The organism is Flavobacterium yafengii (genome assembly GCF_030010375.1).
GTDB classification, from domain to species: Bacteria; Bacteroidota; Bacteroidia; order Flavobacteriales; family Flavobacteriaceae; genus Flavobacterium; species Flavobacterium yafengii.
Genome location: NZ_JASCRY010000001.1, coordinates 1,369,134 through 1,386,653, shown reverse-complemented (window position 1 = coordinate 1,386,653; position 17,520 = coordinate 1,369,134). Strand labels below are relative to the sequence as shown.

The 17,520-nt window shown below is 32.5% G+C and carries 14 protein-coding genes; 3 read left to right on the top strand and 11 right to left on the bottom strand.

The features are described from left to right. Positions 1-126: 126 nt before the first annotated feature. From asnB to QLS97_RS06090, 5 genes are all read right to left on the bottom strand, one after another. A complete protein-coding gene (asnB, locus tag QLS97_RS06110) occupies positions 127-1,803 on the bottom strand; it encodes an asparagine synthase B (RefSeq protein WP_282715011.1) in 1,677 nt (558 codons plus the stop codon). A gap of 221 nt (positions 1,804-2,024) precedes the next feature. Next, a complete protein-coding gene (locus tag QLS97_RS06105) occupies positions 2,025-2,474 on the bottom strand; it encodes a hypothetical protein (protein WP_282715009.1) in 450 nt (149 codons plus the stop codon). 179 nt (positions 2,475-2,653) lie between these two features. Next, positions 2,654-4,405: a porin family protein gene (locus QLS97_RS06100; protein WP_282715007.1), complete on the bottom strand. Its 1,752-nt coding sequence runs from the start codon at positions 4,403-4,405 to the stop codon at positions 2,654-2,656. A gap of 125 nt (positions 4,406-4,530) precedes the next feature. After that, positions 4,531-5,394 carry a PhzF family phenazine biosynthesis protein gene (locus QLS97_RS06095; RefSeq protein ID WP_282715005.1) on the bottom strand — a complete coding sequence of 288 codons (864 nt, stop codon included), beginning with the start codon at positions 5,392-5,394 and terminating at the stop codon, positions 4,531-4,533. A gap of 81 nt (positions 5,395-5,475) precedes the next feature. Continuing rightward, on the bottom strand, positions 5,476-8,490 hold the full coding sequence (locus QLS97_RS06090; RefSeq protein ID WP_282715003.1) for a tetratricopeptide repeat protein: 3,015 nt from the start codon (positions 8,488-8,490) through the stop codon (positions 5,476-5,478). A 248-nt stretch (positions 8,491-8,738) separates the two neighbouring features. On the opposite strand from QLS97_RS06090, the gene QLS97_RS06085 reads away from it, so the two are divergent. Further along, the gene (locus QLS97_RS06085) at positions 8,739-9,422 is read left to right on the top strand and encodes a cell division ATP-binding protein FtsE (RefSeq protein WP_282715001.1); all 684 of its coding nucleotides are present in this window, start codon (positions 8,739-8,741) and stop codon (positions 9,420-9,422) included. Beyond that, positions 9,422-10,312: a glycosyltransferase family 2 protein gene (locus tag QLS97_RS06080; protein WP_282714999.1), complete on the top strand. Its 891-nt coding sequence runs from the start codon at positions 9,422-9,424 to the stop codon at positions 10,310-10,312. The genes QLS97_RS06085 and QLS97_RS06080 overlap by 1 nt, the downstream gene beginning before the upstream one ends. Here the strand turns inward: QLS97_RS06080 and QLS97_RS06075 are convergent. The 3 genes from QLS97_RS06075 to QLS97_RS06065 are packed head-to-tail and all read right to left on the bottom strand — an operon-like array spanning position 10,309 to position 12,922. Next, positions 10,309-11,409 carry a glycosyltransferase family 4 protein gene (locus QLS97_RS06075; protein WP_282714997.1) on the bottom strand — a complete coding sequence of 367 codons (1,101 nt, stop codon included), beginning with the start codon at positions 11,407-11,409 and terminating at the stop codon, positions 10,309-10,311. The two genes, QLS97_RS06080 and QLS97_RS06075, sit on opposite strands and share 4 nt — an antisense overlap. Next, positions 11,406-11,798 (bottom strand): sugar 3,4-ketoisomerase, encoded by a 393-nt coding sequence (locus QLS97_RS06070; protein WP_282714996.1) that lies wholly within the window; start codon positions 11,796-11,798, stop codon positions 11,406-11,408. Before QLS97_RS06070 ends, QLS97_RS06075 begins: the two co-directional genes overlap by 4 nt. Then, positions 11,795-12,922, bottom strand: coding sequence for a glycosyltransferase (locus QLS97_RS06065; RefSeq protein WP_282714994.1), 1,128 nt, complete (start codon positions 12,920-12,922; stop codon positions 11,795-11,797). Before QLS97_RS06065 ends, QLS97_RS06070 begins: the two co-directional genes overlap by 4 nt. 36 nt (positions 12,923-12,958) lie before the next feature. Here QLS97_RS06065 and QLS97_RS06060 point away from each other — a divergent pair, with 36 nt between their 5' ends. Continuing rightward, positions 12,959-14,098: a glycosyltransferase gene (locus QLS97_RS06060; RefSeq protein WP_282714992.1), complete on the top strand. Its 1,140-nt coding sequence runs from the start codon at positions 12,959-12,961 to the stop codon at positions 14,096-14,098. 8 nt (positions 14,099-14,106) lie between these two features. Here the strand turns inward: QLS97_RS06060 and QLS97_RS06055 are convergent, their stop codons facing one another. Genes QLS97_RS06055 through QLS97_RS06045 form a run of 3 tightly spaced genes read right to left on the bottom strand, consistent with a single transcriptional unit; the run spans position 14,107 to position 17,508 of the window. Then, positions 14,107-15,381, bottom strand: coding sequence for an O-antigen translocase (locus QLS97_RS06055; RefSeq protein ID WP_282714990.1), 1,275 nt, complete (start codon positions 15,379-15,381; stop codon positions 14,107-14,109). Between the two features lies 1 nt (position 15,382). After that, entirely contained in the window at positions 15,383-16,510 is a 1,128-nt protein-coding gene (locus tag QLS97_RS06050) for a DegT/DnrJ/EryC1/StrS family aminotransferase (RefSeq protein WP_282714989.1), read from the bottom strand. After that, complete coding sequence (locus QLS97_RS06045; protein WP_282714987.1) at positions 16,507-17,508, bottom strand: GNAT family N-acetyltransferase; 1,002 nt, start codon at positions 17,506-17,508, stop codon at positions 16,507-16,509. The genes QLS97_RS06050 and QLS97_RS06045 overlap by 4 nt, the downstream gene beginning before the upstream one ends. Between the last annotated feature and the right edge of the window lie 12 nt (positions 17,509-17,520).

The following is a 17,520-nucleotide window of genomic DNA, read 5'->3' as shown; positions in this document are numbered from 1 at the left end:
AAAACTCTGCGTAATTATAACGTTTTTTCAAATTGTATCCTTCTCCATAAAAATAATTTCCATAAAAAAACGCTCTCGAAATGGAGAGCGTTTTAATCTATTTCTAAAATCTTATTTTAATAGTGTTTATGCTTTTACATATGCATCATCATGTACACTAGCTACCGCTCTTCCGGATGGATCATTCATGTTCTTGAATGCTTCATCCCATTCCAAGGCAATTTTTGTACTACACGCCACACTTGCTTCTTGCGGAACACACAAAGCAGCTGCATCACTTGGAAAATGCTCATGAAAAATAGAACGATAATAATATTCCTCTTTTGAAGTTGGCGTTTGTAAAGGGAACTTATATTTAGCATTTGCTAATTGTTCATCCGAAATTTCAACAGCTACCACTTCTTTCAAAGTATCAATCCAACCGTATCCTACACCATCACTAAACTGTTCTTTTTGTCTCCAAGCAACACTTGGCGGCAACATCTCTTCAAAAGCTTTACGAACGACCCATTTTTCCATTGGATGTTCTGCATTGATCATTTTATCTTGTGGATTAACTCTCATTGCCACATCCATAAATTCTTTATCTAAAAATGGCACACGTCCTTCAATTCCCCACGCTGCTAAACTTTTGTTCGCACGCAAACAGTCATACATGTGCAATTTACCTAATTTACGTACGTTTTCCTCGTGGAATTCTCTTGCGTTTGGCGCTTTATGGAAATACAAATATCCTCCAAAAAGTTCATCTGCTCCTTCACCTGACAATACCATTTTGATCCCCATTGATTTAATAACTCTCGCCATTAACCACATTGGTGTCGATGCTCTAATCGTAGTCACATCATACGTTTCTAAGTTGTAAATTACATCTTTAACCGCATCCAAACCTTCTTGAATAGTGAATTTTATTTCATGGTGAATAGTTCCAATATGATCCGCCACAATTTGAGCCGCTGCTAAATCTGGAGAACCTTCTAATCCTACTGAGAAAGAGTGCAATTGCGGATACCAAGCATCGGCAACATCCCCAGATTCGATTCGTTTTTGCGCATATTTTTTGGCTACAGCCGAAGTAATAGAAGAATCTAAACCTCCCGAAAGCAAAACACCATAAGGCACATCACTCATCAATTGTCTGTGAACCGCAGCTTCTAAAGCCACTTTAATTTCGTCAATGCTGGTCACGTTATCTTTTACGGCATCGTAATCTATCCATTCTCTTTTGTACCATTGTACAAATTCACCGTCTTTGCTCGTCATGTAATGTCCTGGAGGAAACAATTGGATTTTGGTACAATATCCTTCTAATGCTTTCAATTCTGAAGCTACATAAAAAGTTCCGTGCTCATCCCAACCAATGTATAATGGAATAATTCCCATGTGATCACGAGCAACAAAATACTCATCTTTTTCTACATCATAAATGGCAAATCCAAAAATTCCGTTCATTTCATCTATAAAATGAGGTCCTTTTTCTTTGTAAAGTGCTAGAATTACTTCACAGTCACTTTCTGTTTGAAAGTTGTATTTACCTTCAAATTGTTTACGCAATTCTCTGTGGTTATAGATTTCACCATTTGCCGCTAAAACAAGTTGTTTGTCTTCACTGAACAACGGTTGTTTTCCTGAAGCAGGATCAACAATCGCCAAACGTTCGTGAGACAAAATGGCTTTTTCATTACTAAAAATTCCACTCCAGTCCGGTCCACGATGACGGATAATTTTAGACATTTCTAATACTTGCGGTCTTAAAACTTCCGCTTTTTGTTTTAAATCAAAGGCACATACTATTCCGCACATAACTATATATTTTTAATGTTTTGTTTATTTTGATAAGGCAAAGATGGAGTTATAGTTCTAATTGAAAAACACAAATACTATTTTTAGTTATAAATAACAACCAAAAAATAGCATTTGTGTTTAAAATGTAATTAAAAGAGAATAAAAACAGAATCGAAGTTGAGGATTGTAAAATGGGATGCAGATAAGACGGATGCAAGCATCAGCAATTATAAGGGATTTTATTCAATAGTCTCCACCAAATATTTCGTACCATTAATCTCAAAAGTAAAACCTTCTTGATTTCCAATGAGTTTATTTCCCAAAGGAGATTGCGGTGATAATGCGATAATATTGATTCCTTCGACATTAATTTTTGGAAGCGCCACACTCAGATACAAATAGATTCCGTTTGCTTTTACCAAGCTCCCAACAATAATAGTCTCAGCAATTGCAGTAGCGTCAATTTTATCCAAAACTGTTTTTTGATCCAATACTTCTGTCAATTTACGATTAAGTTTTTCCTGCTCAATGTGCATCATTGATAAAGCGGTTTCATGTTTGTCTCCGGCAGAACCTTTGGCATCGTTCTTAGAATCTTCAGTAAGTGCGGCAATCATGTCTTTAAAAACATCGATTCTGTCCTGAACTAATTGTAAATAATGGGTATGTATTTTTTGTTTGAAAGTCATTTATTAAAGTTTAACCACAAAGTTCACAAAGAAAGCACAATGTTCACGAAGTTTTTTTTTAATTATATTTCTATATTTAAAAAATTTTAACCAAAAAAGGCAAAAGGTTAACCTAAAATCTTAAATATTTTTTTGTGGTCTTTGCGCTTTCTTTGTGAACTTGGTGGTTAAGTAAAAAGTTAAAAATCAAATTTATAGTTCACTCCTAAAATCACTTGAAATCCCTGAACTGGGTAATTCAACCATTTTTGGTAGGCATTATTAGTGATATTATTGGCTCTTGCAAAAGCAGTCAATCGGTCGCTGTATTTGAATCCTACATTTGCATTGACATCAAAATAAGACTTCAAAGTTACTGGAGCAGCGTTAGTCACAAAATTAGTATTTATCTGGAAATCTTTTCGCTCACCTACGTAAAACACATTTGCACCAGCGAACCATTTCTCTGTTATATTAAAATCAAGATTTGAATTTATTTTTATTGTTGGTAAATTCCAAGCTTCTTGTTGAAGATCATTGGTATAACTACTGAAAGTTCCATTGATTCCAAAAGTAACATCTTCAGAAAAATCAGCTTTTAATTCTCCGTAAAAACTCAATGTTTTCATATCATCATACACTACTTGAAAGGAGTTTCCATACGCATAATCATCATTACTCGTGTTTTCATTGTAATCATTGCTTCTAAACAAGGCTTTATTTCTTTCGTTTACATACGAAGCTTTAATATTATAACTCACATTATTAGTCAATTTCCCTTTTAATCCGGCAAAAACATCATACTGCTTGTCTGTTGGCGCAATATTCAATGTTGGTGATAAAAACGGATTTTCATTCACAAAATCCATATAGGAATTTTGCTCCAAATTCCCTTCGGCTCCAGCATAGAAAATCATCAAATCACCAACCACTTTATACGAAGCATTGAATTGCGGATACACTAAAAACTTATTATTGCTATTTACATTATCCAAGCTATAAAACAATCCAGCTCCGATATTCAACGTCCAATCATCTTCTTGCATTACAAAACTAGGAACAATTCCAAAATTTGTAAAACCATATTTCACACGTTCAGTATTCGTATTTGAATAATTTTTCTTGAAACTTCCACCAACATAATCAACAATTATATTTGTTTTTACAGCACTTTCCATTACATCAAATTCTACTGTCGGCTTTGCATAAAATCGATTTTCCGAAGATCCGGAAGCATCCGAAAAATGATTGTATTTAAGACTTGCTTTGTTTAAAATACTTTCGTTAAATGCTACATTTCCGCCTAATGATATCGTACCGTAAGTTTGCTGTGGATTAATTCCGTTAATTAAAGTCACTCTGTCTTGAGGCGTCAAAGTACTCCCAAAATTTTCAGGTAATCCATACCAATTATAAATTTGGTTTTGATACCCTAAATCAAGATTCCAAGACACGTCTTTTTGATTGGAACCATACATCAAATCAATCGATGTGTCATAAAAACGATCTTCTAATGCTACATTTTGAATTCCGCCTTCAGACGAATGATGACGGAACATTCCACCAACATAATCCGTGTCATTAAGATCATGATTTACGAATAATTCCCCAATAAAGGTTCCGTAATTCCCAACTCCAAAAGTGGCGTAATTTTTAAATAAATGCGCTTGTTTTTCTTTTTCTACACCTTCAGCTTTTCCTTTTGACGGTGTAAAAGTAGATGCTACCGGAAAAGAGAAAATCGTGTATTTTATCTTTTCTTTCTTGGAATTTCCTTCATCATCTAGTTCTGGAATTTCTTTTACTTTAAAAGCATCCGAAATTTTTGGTGTATATGGTTTTACAACATTTACAGTTTCGGTTCCTATTTGCTCTTTCTTTTGTGCAAACGAAAACTGAAATGCAATAAGTAACAAACTTATAATTATTTTATTTTGGAAATTGATTCTCATTTTTATTGTTGTTTTTTGATAAAAGAAGAAAGAAACAAGACTTTACAAATTGCCTAATCACTAAACTTTCTTTCTAATTGCCTCTTTACTTTTTTACTACTTATTTATAACTCTTAACCTGTAATTTAAACTTCCCATTCGCCTTTTGCAATGAATTGCGTTTCTCCACCTATTTTTATATCAAAATGATTTTCAGTTAATTTTCCATCAAAATAAATTTGAGAAGATCTGTTAATAAAATCTCCCTGATGATTGATAATTTGAATTTCTGGCGCATTATATTTTAACAGAAAAGCCTGTAAACAAGTGCTTGCACTTCCCGTTGCTGCATCTTCAATAAGTTGATTATTTTCAATACACAGCATTCTGCTAATGAGTTTATCATCTTCTAAACAATAGAAATATAACGCTCTATGATTAGTTTTACAATGCTTGTGTAACCATTCGTTCATTATATCCTTGTCAAGAATTAAATTCTCCAATGCTTTTTTGTTTTTGAGAGGAACAATTACAAACGCGCTTCCTGTGGTCACTTCCTGAATGGGAAATGCATCATCAAAATCAGCACTACTTAGATTACTGAAAGATAAAAAACTCTCTGCTGAAAAAGTATCTAAAAACTGGGGTTGAGCCGACTTCAACCAAACCAAATCTCCCGATTGATGCACTGGAATTTCACCAATTGGAACCTTTAAAGTTATATTTCGCGGTTGATTTCCAAATATTTTATTCATCAAAACCCACGATGTTCCTATTATTGGATGTCCAGCAAACTTCATTTCGTGCTCTGGAGTAAAAATTCTAATTGTTGCTGTATTACTTTCAGGGCTAAGCTTCGTGATGAATGTACTTTCCGCAAAGTTGATTTCACGGGCAATTTTTTGCATCTGTTCGTCACTTAAGCCTTCAGCCTCTAAAAAAATAGCCAATTGATTGCCTGCATATTTTTTCTCTGTAAAAACATCAACGATGTAAAAAGGTAGATTCATTCTCTTTGTTTTTTGGCTTCGATCATTTTAAAAACTTCATGCCGATTCTTCTTTTTTTCTTAATACAATTCCCCGACTTCTTTACTTAGTAATCGATGAATTTGTTTTGGATTCTTCTGCTCTTATACTATCCAATTCTCTTTGCGCATCTGAAACTACATCCGGAAAACCAGTGAAATTCTGAATTACATTTTCTAAAATATACGTTGCCTGATAACTGTCTTTTAGTCCGTAAAAGTTTTTGGCCATTAAGACTAATCCTTTGGCTCCAAAATATTTATAGCTGGAATAATTCTTCGCTAATTTTTGAACCGCAACATTTGAAGCTTCAAATTTTGCATCTTTGTTTTTAAAATAAGCATCATAATACAAGGCTTCGGCAGCTAATTCTCCTTTGGCAATCGTCATTAATTTTGCGTAAGCAACTTTTGCTTTCGCTTCATCACCGGTTTCAATTGCCGCACGTGCAATGATGATTTGCGCGTCACTTTTTACATTATCATCCGTTTTAGGATTCATTAAAACCTTCTCAGCATATATAACCGAATTTGGATAATCTTTTTTGTCATAGTACGATTTCATCAAATTAGATTGTGCAAAAGTTTTATTCTGAGAAATATCCGCTTCGTTTTCTAAACGGGATAAAACCGGAATTGCTTTCTCATACTCTTTATTTTTAAGGAAAATTTGAGCCAATCGCGACAACGATTGTTCTGTAAATTCACTTCTGGATTGTGCAATCACGTATTCATAATTAGGAATAGATTTGCTCTCTGATCCTTCAGAATAATACAATTGAGCCAGATAATAATTAGCCTGCAAAGCATGAATTCCTCTAGGAAATTGATTTATATACCCACTAAATCCTGCAATAGCCTGCTTGGTGTTATTTTGTTGAAATTGTTTTTCAGCAGCTTCATACGTATCATTATCCAGTTCTGCATCCGTTACAGCAACAAAATCTAATGTACGAACCCAAGTTGCATATTCGTCTACTCTGCCATTGTCCACATAAATCAATCGAGCGGTTGCTACCGCTTCTAAAGCCTCAGGAGTTCTAGGGAAATCTGCAGCTACTTTTTTAAACTTCAACAATGCCTGCTCGTCTTTATCCGTATTATAATACACTAATCCCTGACGCAAAATAGATCTGGAAGTGAAAGATCCTTTTTTAAATTCCGTATTTAAACGGTCATACGTTTTAACGGCAAGGTCATTTTTATTCTCAGCAACGTAGGTATTTGCCAGTTCAAAAAGCGCATCGTCTCTGTATTCTGATTTTGGATACAATTGTAAAAAAGCATTTAGCTCGTCAATTTTCTTATCGTTTTTAGCCATAAAGCCATAGGAAATTGCTTTTTGGAAGTAGGCATAATCTGCATCAACACTTTTGGATTCGATCACTTTAGTGTAGGCATCCATTGCGGGACCGTATTTTGAAGTCACAAAACGACAATCCGCTAAACGCAAATACGAATCATTCAAACGCACTTTATCACTAGGCGCTTTTTCTATTTGTTTTTGGAAATAATCACCTGCTTGATCGTATTCTTTCAATTTGAAATACGCGTACGCAATATTGTAATTACTGTTTTTAAATTCCGGTGTTGTTGCTGCTTGGTTTGAACTAATGAACTGCTTGAAACTTAATAAAGCGTTTTTAAAATCATTTAAAACATATTCTGTTTCTCCTTGCCAGAAAGTAGCACGAGCCGTAAAAACAGCATCTTTTTGTTCGCTTACGGATTTCGTGAACATTTTCAATGCTTCCGGGTAATTCCCATCGGTATACAATTCTAAACCTCTATAAAAAAGCACTTTTTGGTAGGCTAATTTATTTTCTGGTGCTTTATTTTTTTCCAATAAAACTAAGGCTTCTTTGTAGTTTTTAGAAGAAATATAAGAATCTATCAGTAATTTTTCAACTTCAGAACGGCTTGCATTCTCTGGATATTTTTTCAAAAAAGCTTGTAAAACTGCTGGTACACTTTGATACGAATTCCCTAATTCATAACTTAATTTGGCATAATTTAAACTGGCATCTTCCTGAATTGCTACATCAAACTCCATTTCCGAAGCATTTTTAAAAGCATTCAATGCTTGTTGTTTTTTATCGGTATTGAGGTAACTTTCTCCCAAATGATAATAGGCATTTTGCGCTACGAAATCTTTCCCGCCAATTATTTTATTGAACTGAGAAATCGCGTTTTCGTAGTCTTTTTGTTTGTAATACGCATATCCCAATTGATAGAAATCAGTATTATTCCATTTTCCTTTTTTTCCTTTATAATCTACTAAATATGGAATTGCTTTATCATATTGCTTCAAATTGAAGTAGCTTTCGCCAATGATTTTATTGAGTTCTGATTTTTCCAAAGGAGTTGATTTAGCCATAGCTTTCTGACCTAAATCAATTGCTTTTTGAAAATTTCCTAACTTAAAGTTCATATCAGCCTGATAATAAGAAAGCTTTTCTTTGTACTTTTCTTCGCCTGAAACTTCGTCAAAATACTTTGTAGCTTGCTTGTAATCATCGCCTTCATAAGCCATAAATCCTAAATAATATTTGGCTTGAGATCCATATTCAGCTGAGTTTACCACTTTATTCAAATACACTGTAGCTTCCTTTTTCTTTTTGGCATTAAAAAAACTATAGCCTTTCTGGAAGTTAAATTTATCTTGGTCATTTCTGCTTAAACTACTTTCGTCCACTTTATCAAACCATTCTAAAGCTTGCGGATAATTCCCTTGGTTAAAATGATAATGTGCCACTTCAATGTACGCCTGATTTTGTTTTACGCTCGTAGGATAATCCGAAACAAATTGCTCCATCAATTCATCCGCATTGGATTGGTTGGTTCGAATGGCGCAATTAGCTGCATAATACGCACAATCTGATTTTAGTTCTTCAGTAGTGGCCGTTTCCTTTACTTTATTAAAAATTAGTTGCGCCGATGCATATTGCGCGTCTTTAAATAAAGAAACTGCTTTATTGAAATCTTTCGAATCGTGTGTGTAAATGGTTGATTTTTGTGCCGAAACAGTGGCCGTTATAATGAAAATTGGAATAAAGAAGAGCCAAGAAATTTTACGCATTGTGATTTTATTTTAATAATTCAAATGTATCATATTCTGAAGTCTATAACGAATCGTTATTGGCTTTTATTATGAACATTTTTTTTAACACTGCAGAATTTAACTTTCAATGCTGTACTATTCATCCCTGCAAACTCCGCTACTTTCACATATTATTTATAATTATCACAATTCTATCTAATTGAATAGAATTTATTTTGAATAGAACCGTTATCTTATTACTTTTACCCAATAAACAAATGCAAATTATGTCACAATCCGTACTGTCTCTAAAAAATGTAAACATTTATCAAGAAGGTAAATCTATTTTATCCCAAGTAAACTTGGAGGTAAAACACGGTGAATTCCTTTATATTATTGGAAAAACAGGTTCCGGAAAAAGTAGTTTAATGAAAACTTTATATGCTGATTTAGCTTTAACGGAAGGAGAAGGTCATATAGTAGATTTTGATTTAGCCACTTTAAAAGAAGATGACATTCCGTTTTTGAGAAGAAAGATTGGAATCGTTTTTCAAGATTTCAAATTACTGCCGGACCGTACTGTAAATGACAATATGTTGTTTGTACTTAAAGCAACTGGCTGGACAGACAATGTAGAAATGCAAAATAAGATCGACGAAGTTTTGAATAAAGTGGGAATGAGAGATTTTGGCAAAAAAATGCCACATCAACTTTCTGGAGGAGAACAACAGCGTGTGGCTATCGCCAGAGCTTTGCTTAACGATCCAGAATTAATCCTTGCTGATGAACCAACTGGAAACTTAGATCCACAAACGAGCGCCGAAGTATTAGAAGTATTAAAAAAGATCAATGCTAACGGAAAAACCATTATTATGGCAACACACGATTATGCATTATTAATGAAATTCCCTTCAAAAACATTGAAATGCGAAGATGCAAAAATCTTTGAAGTGGTTCAGAGAACGGCATAATGCTTTCTATTCTTGTTCCTATATACAATTACAATGTTTATCCGCTTGTTTTAGAGCTGCACAAACAATGTATAGATTGCGGAATACATTTTGAAATTCTATGTCAAGACGACGCTTCTGAATCAAGTTTGAATACATCTAATGAAAATGTAAATGCAGTATCCAATTGCAGTTTTGTCTCTTTAAAAGAAAATCTAGCGCATCGAGAAAACAGAAATTCACTTGCTAAACAAGCAAAATTTGATTATTTGCTTTTTATCGATGGGGACTCTATTATTATTCATGACCATTTTATAAAAAAATACATTGACAATCTTCAGGATTTTGATGTTGTTTATGGCGGAAGGTTGCATCCTGAAAAATGTCCTTCCGACAATCAAAAACTACGTTGGAAATACGGAAGATTTATTGAGGACAAATCTGCAGCAAACCGAAAGAAAAAACCGTATCAATCGTTACTTTTTAACAATACTGTAATCAAAAAAGACTGTTTCAACAAAGTAAAATTTGACACAAACAGAAAGAAATATGGTCATGATGACACCCAACTTTCGTATCAGTTAGGTCTATTAAAATCTAAAGTAAATCACATTGAAAATCCTGTTAAACACGGAGATATTGACACTAATTTGGTTTATTTGAACAAAACCAAAGAGTCTTTAGAAAATTTGATTTCGCTGTATGAAGAAGAAAAAATTGATATTGAATTTGTAAGACTGATTCAATTGTATCATTTTTTAAAAAGAACAAAATCCACTTTTATCTTTTCAAAAATACATTCCGTTTTCGAGAAATATCTATCGCAAAATTTGACTGGAAAAAACCCTAATTTATTTCTTTTTAATTGGTTTCGAGTTGGGTATTTATGCTCGCTAAATCATAAAAATTAATTCTTTTTGATTCCAATAAACAATTGATTCCAAGTTTGCATAATGGCATCGATGTTGTATTTTTCGCTAGACAATTTTGCCTTTTTTCCCATCTCTCTTCTTAATTTTACATTTTCGATTAAAGTCTCGACTGCTTTTACATAATCTGATTGGTTGCCGTTTTCAATCAAAAAACCGTCTTCTTTTTGAGACAAAATGCCTCTTGGTCCGCACGGACAATCATAAGCAACACAAGGCAATCCGGAAGCCATCGCCTCAATCAAAACCATTCCAAAACCTTCAAATCGAGACGTCATAAGATAAAACGAAGCTTCTAAATATTTTTTATCAATATCTTGAACCGGTTTATGAAAAACAACATTATTCGAAACATTTAGATTTTCGGCCAGCAATTTTAAATCGAGATTTCCTGATGCTTTTCCGTAAATTTCCAATATCCAATCTGGATGTTTTGCAATAACTTTTTTCCAGATTTGTAACATTCTGTCAAATCCTTTTTCGTACGTATGTCGTCCTACAGCAATGACTTTTTTATTTTCTAAAGCACTTGGTTTTTCGGAAGTAAACCATAAAGGATTTGGAATGACAATTGCATTATTTATTTCCCATTCTGCAATGCTTTCGCTCGTTTCCACAACAAACCGATCGTATTCCTTTATTCCAATTTTTTTTAAAGCATGAATCCAATTAAATGCAACTTTCGTCAAAATATTTTTATCTGATTCTCTTTCCTCAATAAACTTAGAACTGTGCATTTCTAGCACAAGAGGAACTTTATTTTTTAAAATAAAAGGAATCAAATACGCTTTTAGTCCATTATCACAAACAACAATAACATCAGGTTGAATTGCTTTAATTTTATTTTTTAACCCTTTGGAAAAAGAATTAAAAAACTGAAAAAAATTACCTTTCAATAGTATATCGTGAAAAATAATATTGGAATTAAAAGAATAAAACAAAGGAGAAAAACCCTTGTTTTGAGTCAGAATATCAACTTCATATCCCAATTTTTCAACTAGATAATTTGCCTTTACAGAAAGCATTCGGGCTACACCGCCTTCGTTATTTATGTTGGGAACAATGTATAAAAGTTTCATTTTTTAGAAATCAAAAATTCATCAAAATCCCGAATATAATCTTCTTCATCGAACACATCAGATGCCAAAACCAAACAAACCGCTCCGGAAGAAAAATTTTCTAATTCCCTCCAAATATGATTTTCTATAAATAATCCTTTGTCTGGTTTATTCAATGTAATTGTTTTGACTGAACTTCCATTCTTTAAAACAACATCAAAACTTCCTGAAATGGCTATCAATATTTGTTGGAGATTTTTATGGGAATGACCTCCGCGTTTTGACGAACTAGGTATGTCATATAAATAATAAACTCTTTTTATATCAAAAGGAATAGAACCGTTTTCCATTACAGCAATATTTCCTAAGGTATTTTCTATTTTTGGAATGTCAATAATTTTTACATTCATAATTCTAATTTAGTTGTACTTAAAATATCTTCCATTTTCATCAGTTCTAGCCATTGCTGACCAATTGTATTCAACAAAAAAGGCTTTATGCTTTCTAATGCATTTTGCTTACAATGGAGATATAAAGATTCATCTGATTCTAATAAATTCATTGCTTCCGTAAGTTTTTGCAAGTTTTGATTTTCTACTAAAATACCATTTTTTTTATCCTTAATAATTACACTTGGCCCACAAGGACAGTCAAATGCTATAACGGGAGTTTCACACGCTAAAGCTTCTAACAAAACATTTGCAAATCCTTCGTTTTTACTCGTTAATACGAGAAATTTAGCTTTAGAAATATACTTAAAAGGATTGTTTTGGTATTCTAAAAAATGTACATATTCTGAAATTCCACTCGCTTCTGCTATACTTTCCAATGGAATTTTATTGCCTTTCCCCAGTATTATAAGATGAATATTTTTATGAGGTAAACTTGAATTTGCATAACTCAATATCAACTTATCAAACTGCTTTATTGGACTCTCATATTGACCTATCGCTATGATATAATCAAATTCAATTTCAATTGATTCCGTACACTTTTCGTTAACTTCCTCTAAATTAACAGGATTAGAAATCGTAACAACATTTTTTAAATTATGCTTACGCTCGATCAATTCCTTCATTTCTTCCACAATAGCAACATTCGCATAACAATGATTGTACATAAACCTGGCTAACAAAGAATTGTTAGGCATATAATGATCTATCAAAAAACTATGAACTGTAAATATCGTTTTTGTGTTATAAATCAATCGTGATACAATTAACTCCTGAATAGGTTTAATTCTAAAACGAAAATCTATTATATAATCAAAATCATTCGCATTTAAACAATTTCGTAAAGCAATCAGTCGCTTGTATTTATCGACAAATCCATTTTTGTTATCTTTCAACAATCCTAAATTGACAAGCTTCCCAGCATAAGGATATGATACTTCATCTAAAATAATTATGTTATAAACGTCTATCCCAATTTTATCAAAAAAAATAGACAACGCAGCCATAACTTTTTCGCTTCCGCCTCCACTTAACCGATACCCAATTAAAGCAATTTTATACTTAAAGTTTTGTTTTATCATTGCTGATTGTATATTTTCGTTATAAATATACTATTCATGCGAATTTTACTTATCGGAGAATATAGTCTTTTACACAATTCTTTGAAGGAAGGGTTAGTTCAACTTGGACATGAAGTAATTTTAGCAGCAAATAGTGATGGTTTCAAAAACTATCCCGTTGATTTAGATTTTGAAGCCAAATGGAGTAAATTTAAGTTAATTAATATAGTTAGACAAATTATTTATCGCCTTTTTAAATATGACTTTGCGACTGTAGAATATGGAATCCGTTTTTATTTTTTACTTCCAAAATTTAAAAATTTCGACGTAATTCAGTTCGTTAATGAAGCTCCTATAAAAACAACAAAAAAATCAGAACTTTTCTTGATTAAGAAAATTTTCGAATCAAATAAAAGAGTTTTCGTCTTGTCGTGTGGCGCTGATTATTTGAACATGAAATTCGACATAGAAAACAAAAATAAAAAATCAATTTTACAACCCTTTTTTCTTAATCCAAAACTAACCAAAGAGTTTTATCCATTATTTGAATATTTAAAAGAAAGCCATAAAAAAGTACACGATTTGGTACTTGATAAATGCATTGGAATTATTGCGACTGATTTTGATTATGTTGCTGCCGTAAATAAAAGTTCGAAATATTCCGGTTTCATTCCATACCCAATTAATCATACAAAATTAATGTTTCAGCAATCGAACATTGAAAATAAAATAGTAATTTTTCTTGGTATAAATGAATGGAGCTACAATCAAAAAGGCATTCCTTATTTTGAAAAAGCACTTGAAATTATAAAAATAAAATACGAAAATCGAGTGGAAATAATTATTACAAAAACAGTTCCATATCCCGTTTATATAGACTCATACAATAAAGCACATATTTTATTAGACCAAACTTTTAGTTGCGACCAAGGTTATAATGCACTAGAAGCCATGGCAAAAGGAAAAGTCGTATTCACTGGTGCCGAAAAAGAGTTTGTACAGCATTATAATTTATCAGAACGAGTTGCTGTAAATGCTTTACCTAATGTAGATTATTTAGTAAATGAATTGTCTTTTTTGATTGAAAATCCTGAAGAGATTATAGCAATTGGCAAACGGGCAAGAACATTTGTGGAGAAAGAACATGATTATATAAAAATCGCTAATCAATACTTAGAAACTTGGCAAAAAGCTTAAGTTTTTATCTAAAACAAACTCTTCCTAAAATAAACAACCAACACCAACAAATAAATAAAATTATCAAAAGCCTGTGCCATTACAACTCCTTGAATTCCAAATAAATTAACTAAATAAACACTCAAAAAGTACAAAACTAAAAGTGAAAACAACTCTGAGATTATAAAGGCTACAGTTAATTTTTTTGCAAAAAACTGATACCCTAAAATCAAAGAAGCAACTTTTAAAACATCTCCTGCCAACTGCCAAAAAAACAAAGTCGCTACCGGTAGAAACGCATTGGTAAAAAGTAAATTAACGATAAAAAATCGTAAAAAGTAAAGCACCGCTAATACTATTATGAAAACGGGTAAAATGCTTTTGAAATAACTCCAAAAAACACGTTTTGTCTCCAGATTGTTTTTGGCGACAGCCAATTTCGGTAAAAAATAAACAGTCAAAATTGTGGTAACAAACAGCATATAATACGTTGAAATACGGGTCATTGTTTCCCAAAAACCGGCTTGTTCCAGTCCAATATTCTGGATAACATGATTTCTGATTAACAAATACACCAAAGGCCCTAAAACTGTTGAAACTACGACCATTAAAGAATAAGACGATAGATTTTTTAGCACCTGAAAATCAAACTGCTGAAACCGAATCGTTTTAAAAAAATTAATTTCTTTATTTATATAATAGAATGTCACGAAAAACAATAAAGCTGGCGAAATCACCAAGGAAAGTAAAGCGCCCAAGGTTTTATAATTCAAAATTAGACTGATAGAAACCAATAGACCAATGGCATTTCCTATTATATTGACCCAAATTACTCTTTTGAATTGCCCTAAACCATTAATTACGGATAACAAAAAAACAGAAATTGCATACCAAGGCAAAGCCAACGCCAGTACTTTAAAAACAACTGCATATTCGAAATTATTTCCAAATATTTGACTGTTCCAATAAGACGCAAAAAAATATAAGACGCCACTTAAAACACTCGCAATACATAGCAAACTAATAAAAACTGTGGTAATTATTTTTTTAAGCTGATTCTCATTTTCTTCGTTTTCAGCAACATATTTTATAATTCCGTTTTGAAAACCTAAAGTCGAAATACCTTCTAAGGAAGTTAAAAAATTTCTCAAATTACCAACTAAAGCCATTCCGCTTGGGCCTACAAAAACAGCCAATAATTTTGAAGTAATTAACCCGATTCCAATTTTTAAAATGACGCTTAAACTATTTAAAGACGTAATCTTAAACAGTTGTGTTTGGGCAATTTTTTTAATAAATTCCAACTTAATATTTATTTAGAATTTCAATAATAAAACTAACCTCATCCATTGTCAAAACAGGACTTATAGGCAAACTCAACACTTCATCATGAATTTTTTGGGTAATAGGAAAAGACAAATGGTTCAAAAATGATAAGGCTTTTTGATTGTGAGGTGGAATGGGATAATGTATTACCGTTTGAATCCCATTTTGGTGTAAATAGTCTTGTAAAGCAAGTCTGCTTTGTGTTCGAATGACAAATAAATGAAAAACATGATTATTTGATAAATCCCAATTTGGCACTATTATTTTATCGTTTTTAATTTCAGATAAATAACGTTTGGCAATTGTTCTACGGCGTTCATTTTCAATATCTAAATGGGGCAATTTCACATTAAGGAAAGCCGCTTGCAATTCATCTAATCGTGAATTCACTCCAATATAATCATTGTAATATTTCGTTTCCGAACCATAGTTTCGCAACGATTCGATAACTTTAGCTAACTCCGAATCATTTGTTGTAACAGCACCAGCATCTCCTAAAGCGCCAAGATTTTTTCCGGGATAAAAACTATACGCTTGAGTTTTAGGAATTATTTTATGCGTGACCAAACTTTCGGCTTTCGACTTTTGACTTTCGACTTCTAAAATTGCTCCATGAGCCTGCGCCGCATCTTCGACAACCAACAAGTTATTTGCAACAGCAATTTCATTTATCGCAGCCATTTCTGCCAATTGTCCGTAAAGATGAACTACCAGAATTGCTTTGGTTTTTGAAGTAATCTTTTGTGAAATTAAATCGGGATTGATGTTGTAGGTTTCTAATTTTGGCTCGACCAAAACAGGAATTAAATCCGCTTGTAAAACAGCCAGAATACTCGCAATATAAGTATTTGCAGGAACAATAACTTCATCCCCTTTTTGCAATTTTCCAAGTTGAATATACCCCTTAAAAATCAAAACTAAAGCATCTAACCCATTTCCAGTCCCGATGCAATATTTGGCACCACAATACTTGGCAAAACTAGATTCAAATTCCTTGACTTCATTTCCTAAAACATACCAACCATTGGCTAAAACTGCTTTCAATTTTTCCTGAAAAGCAGTTTCATACGGTTCGTTTATTTTTTTTAAATCAAGAAATGAAATCATTCGGTCAGTATATTTTTTGATTTAGTAAAAAAGGAATCTAGCTTAACATAATTAGCCGTCTTGACTTCATAAAAATCATGAACTATGGTGCTGGCTCCGAAACTTTCTTTCCAATAAGACAATCCATCATTCAATAATTTTCCTTGCGCATCATTGGAAATTCCAAAATCAAAAAATCGCTTTTCAGCAAAAGCTTCTGTAATCAAAAAATGATATAAAAAATCTAAACTTCCAAGATTTTCATCTTTTTCATATTTAGAAATGTATTGACAATGCGCAACCGTTTCACTTTCGAAAACAGTAGTTCCTGCTACAATTTTATTGTTATAATACACATTAAACTGTCTGATATTATTAGGGAAAAGACTTTTCAAAAGATTCATTTCTGCAATGGAATGAATCGGTTTTGCTCTATGTCTTTCATTCAAGTTTGGAATCAATATTTCATTCCAGAAGGATTCAAAAACCGCTTCTTCTTTGATTATCAAACCACTTAAAATCCCTTTTTGAATCCCTCTTTTTCTGATTTTTGAAAAATTATTTTTCTGTGACAAATCAATAACCGATAAACTATCTCGTCTTACCAATTTGGCTTCTGCCAAAAATAAAGCATACTTAATTTCTTCGGCAGGTTTAGTATTATAAATAGGTGGAATCGTTTTCAGATGCAGTTTCTTGATTTCATTGTCATTTAGAAACAATAAAACAGCTCTGAAAGCGGTGATTATAGTTGTCAATTTTGACTTATCACTATAAACCAAGCCACCATAAGTCAATCCTTGATGCGAAAAAATTTCATTCCTAACTTTATTCGCTGGCATAACTCCAATCCATTTATCCTTATAAAAAACAATCAAGGAATTATCCTCGAATCGATCGTTATGGTATTCCATAAAATCACGGTGAAATAAAAAGGTAGCGTTTTTGGCTTGACCAATGAAGGCATTCCAATTTGTATAATCGCTTTCCTGGTATTGTTTGACTGAATAATTTTTCACTATTTGATTTTA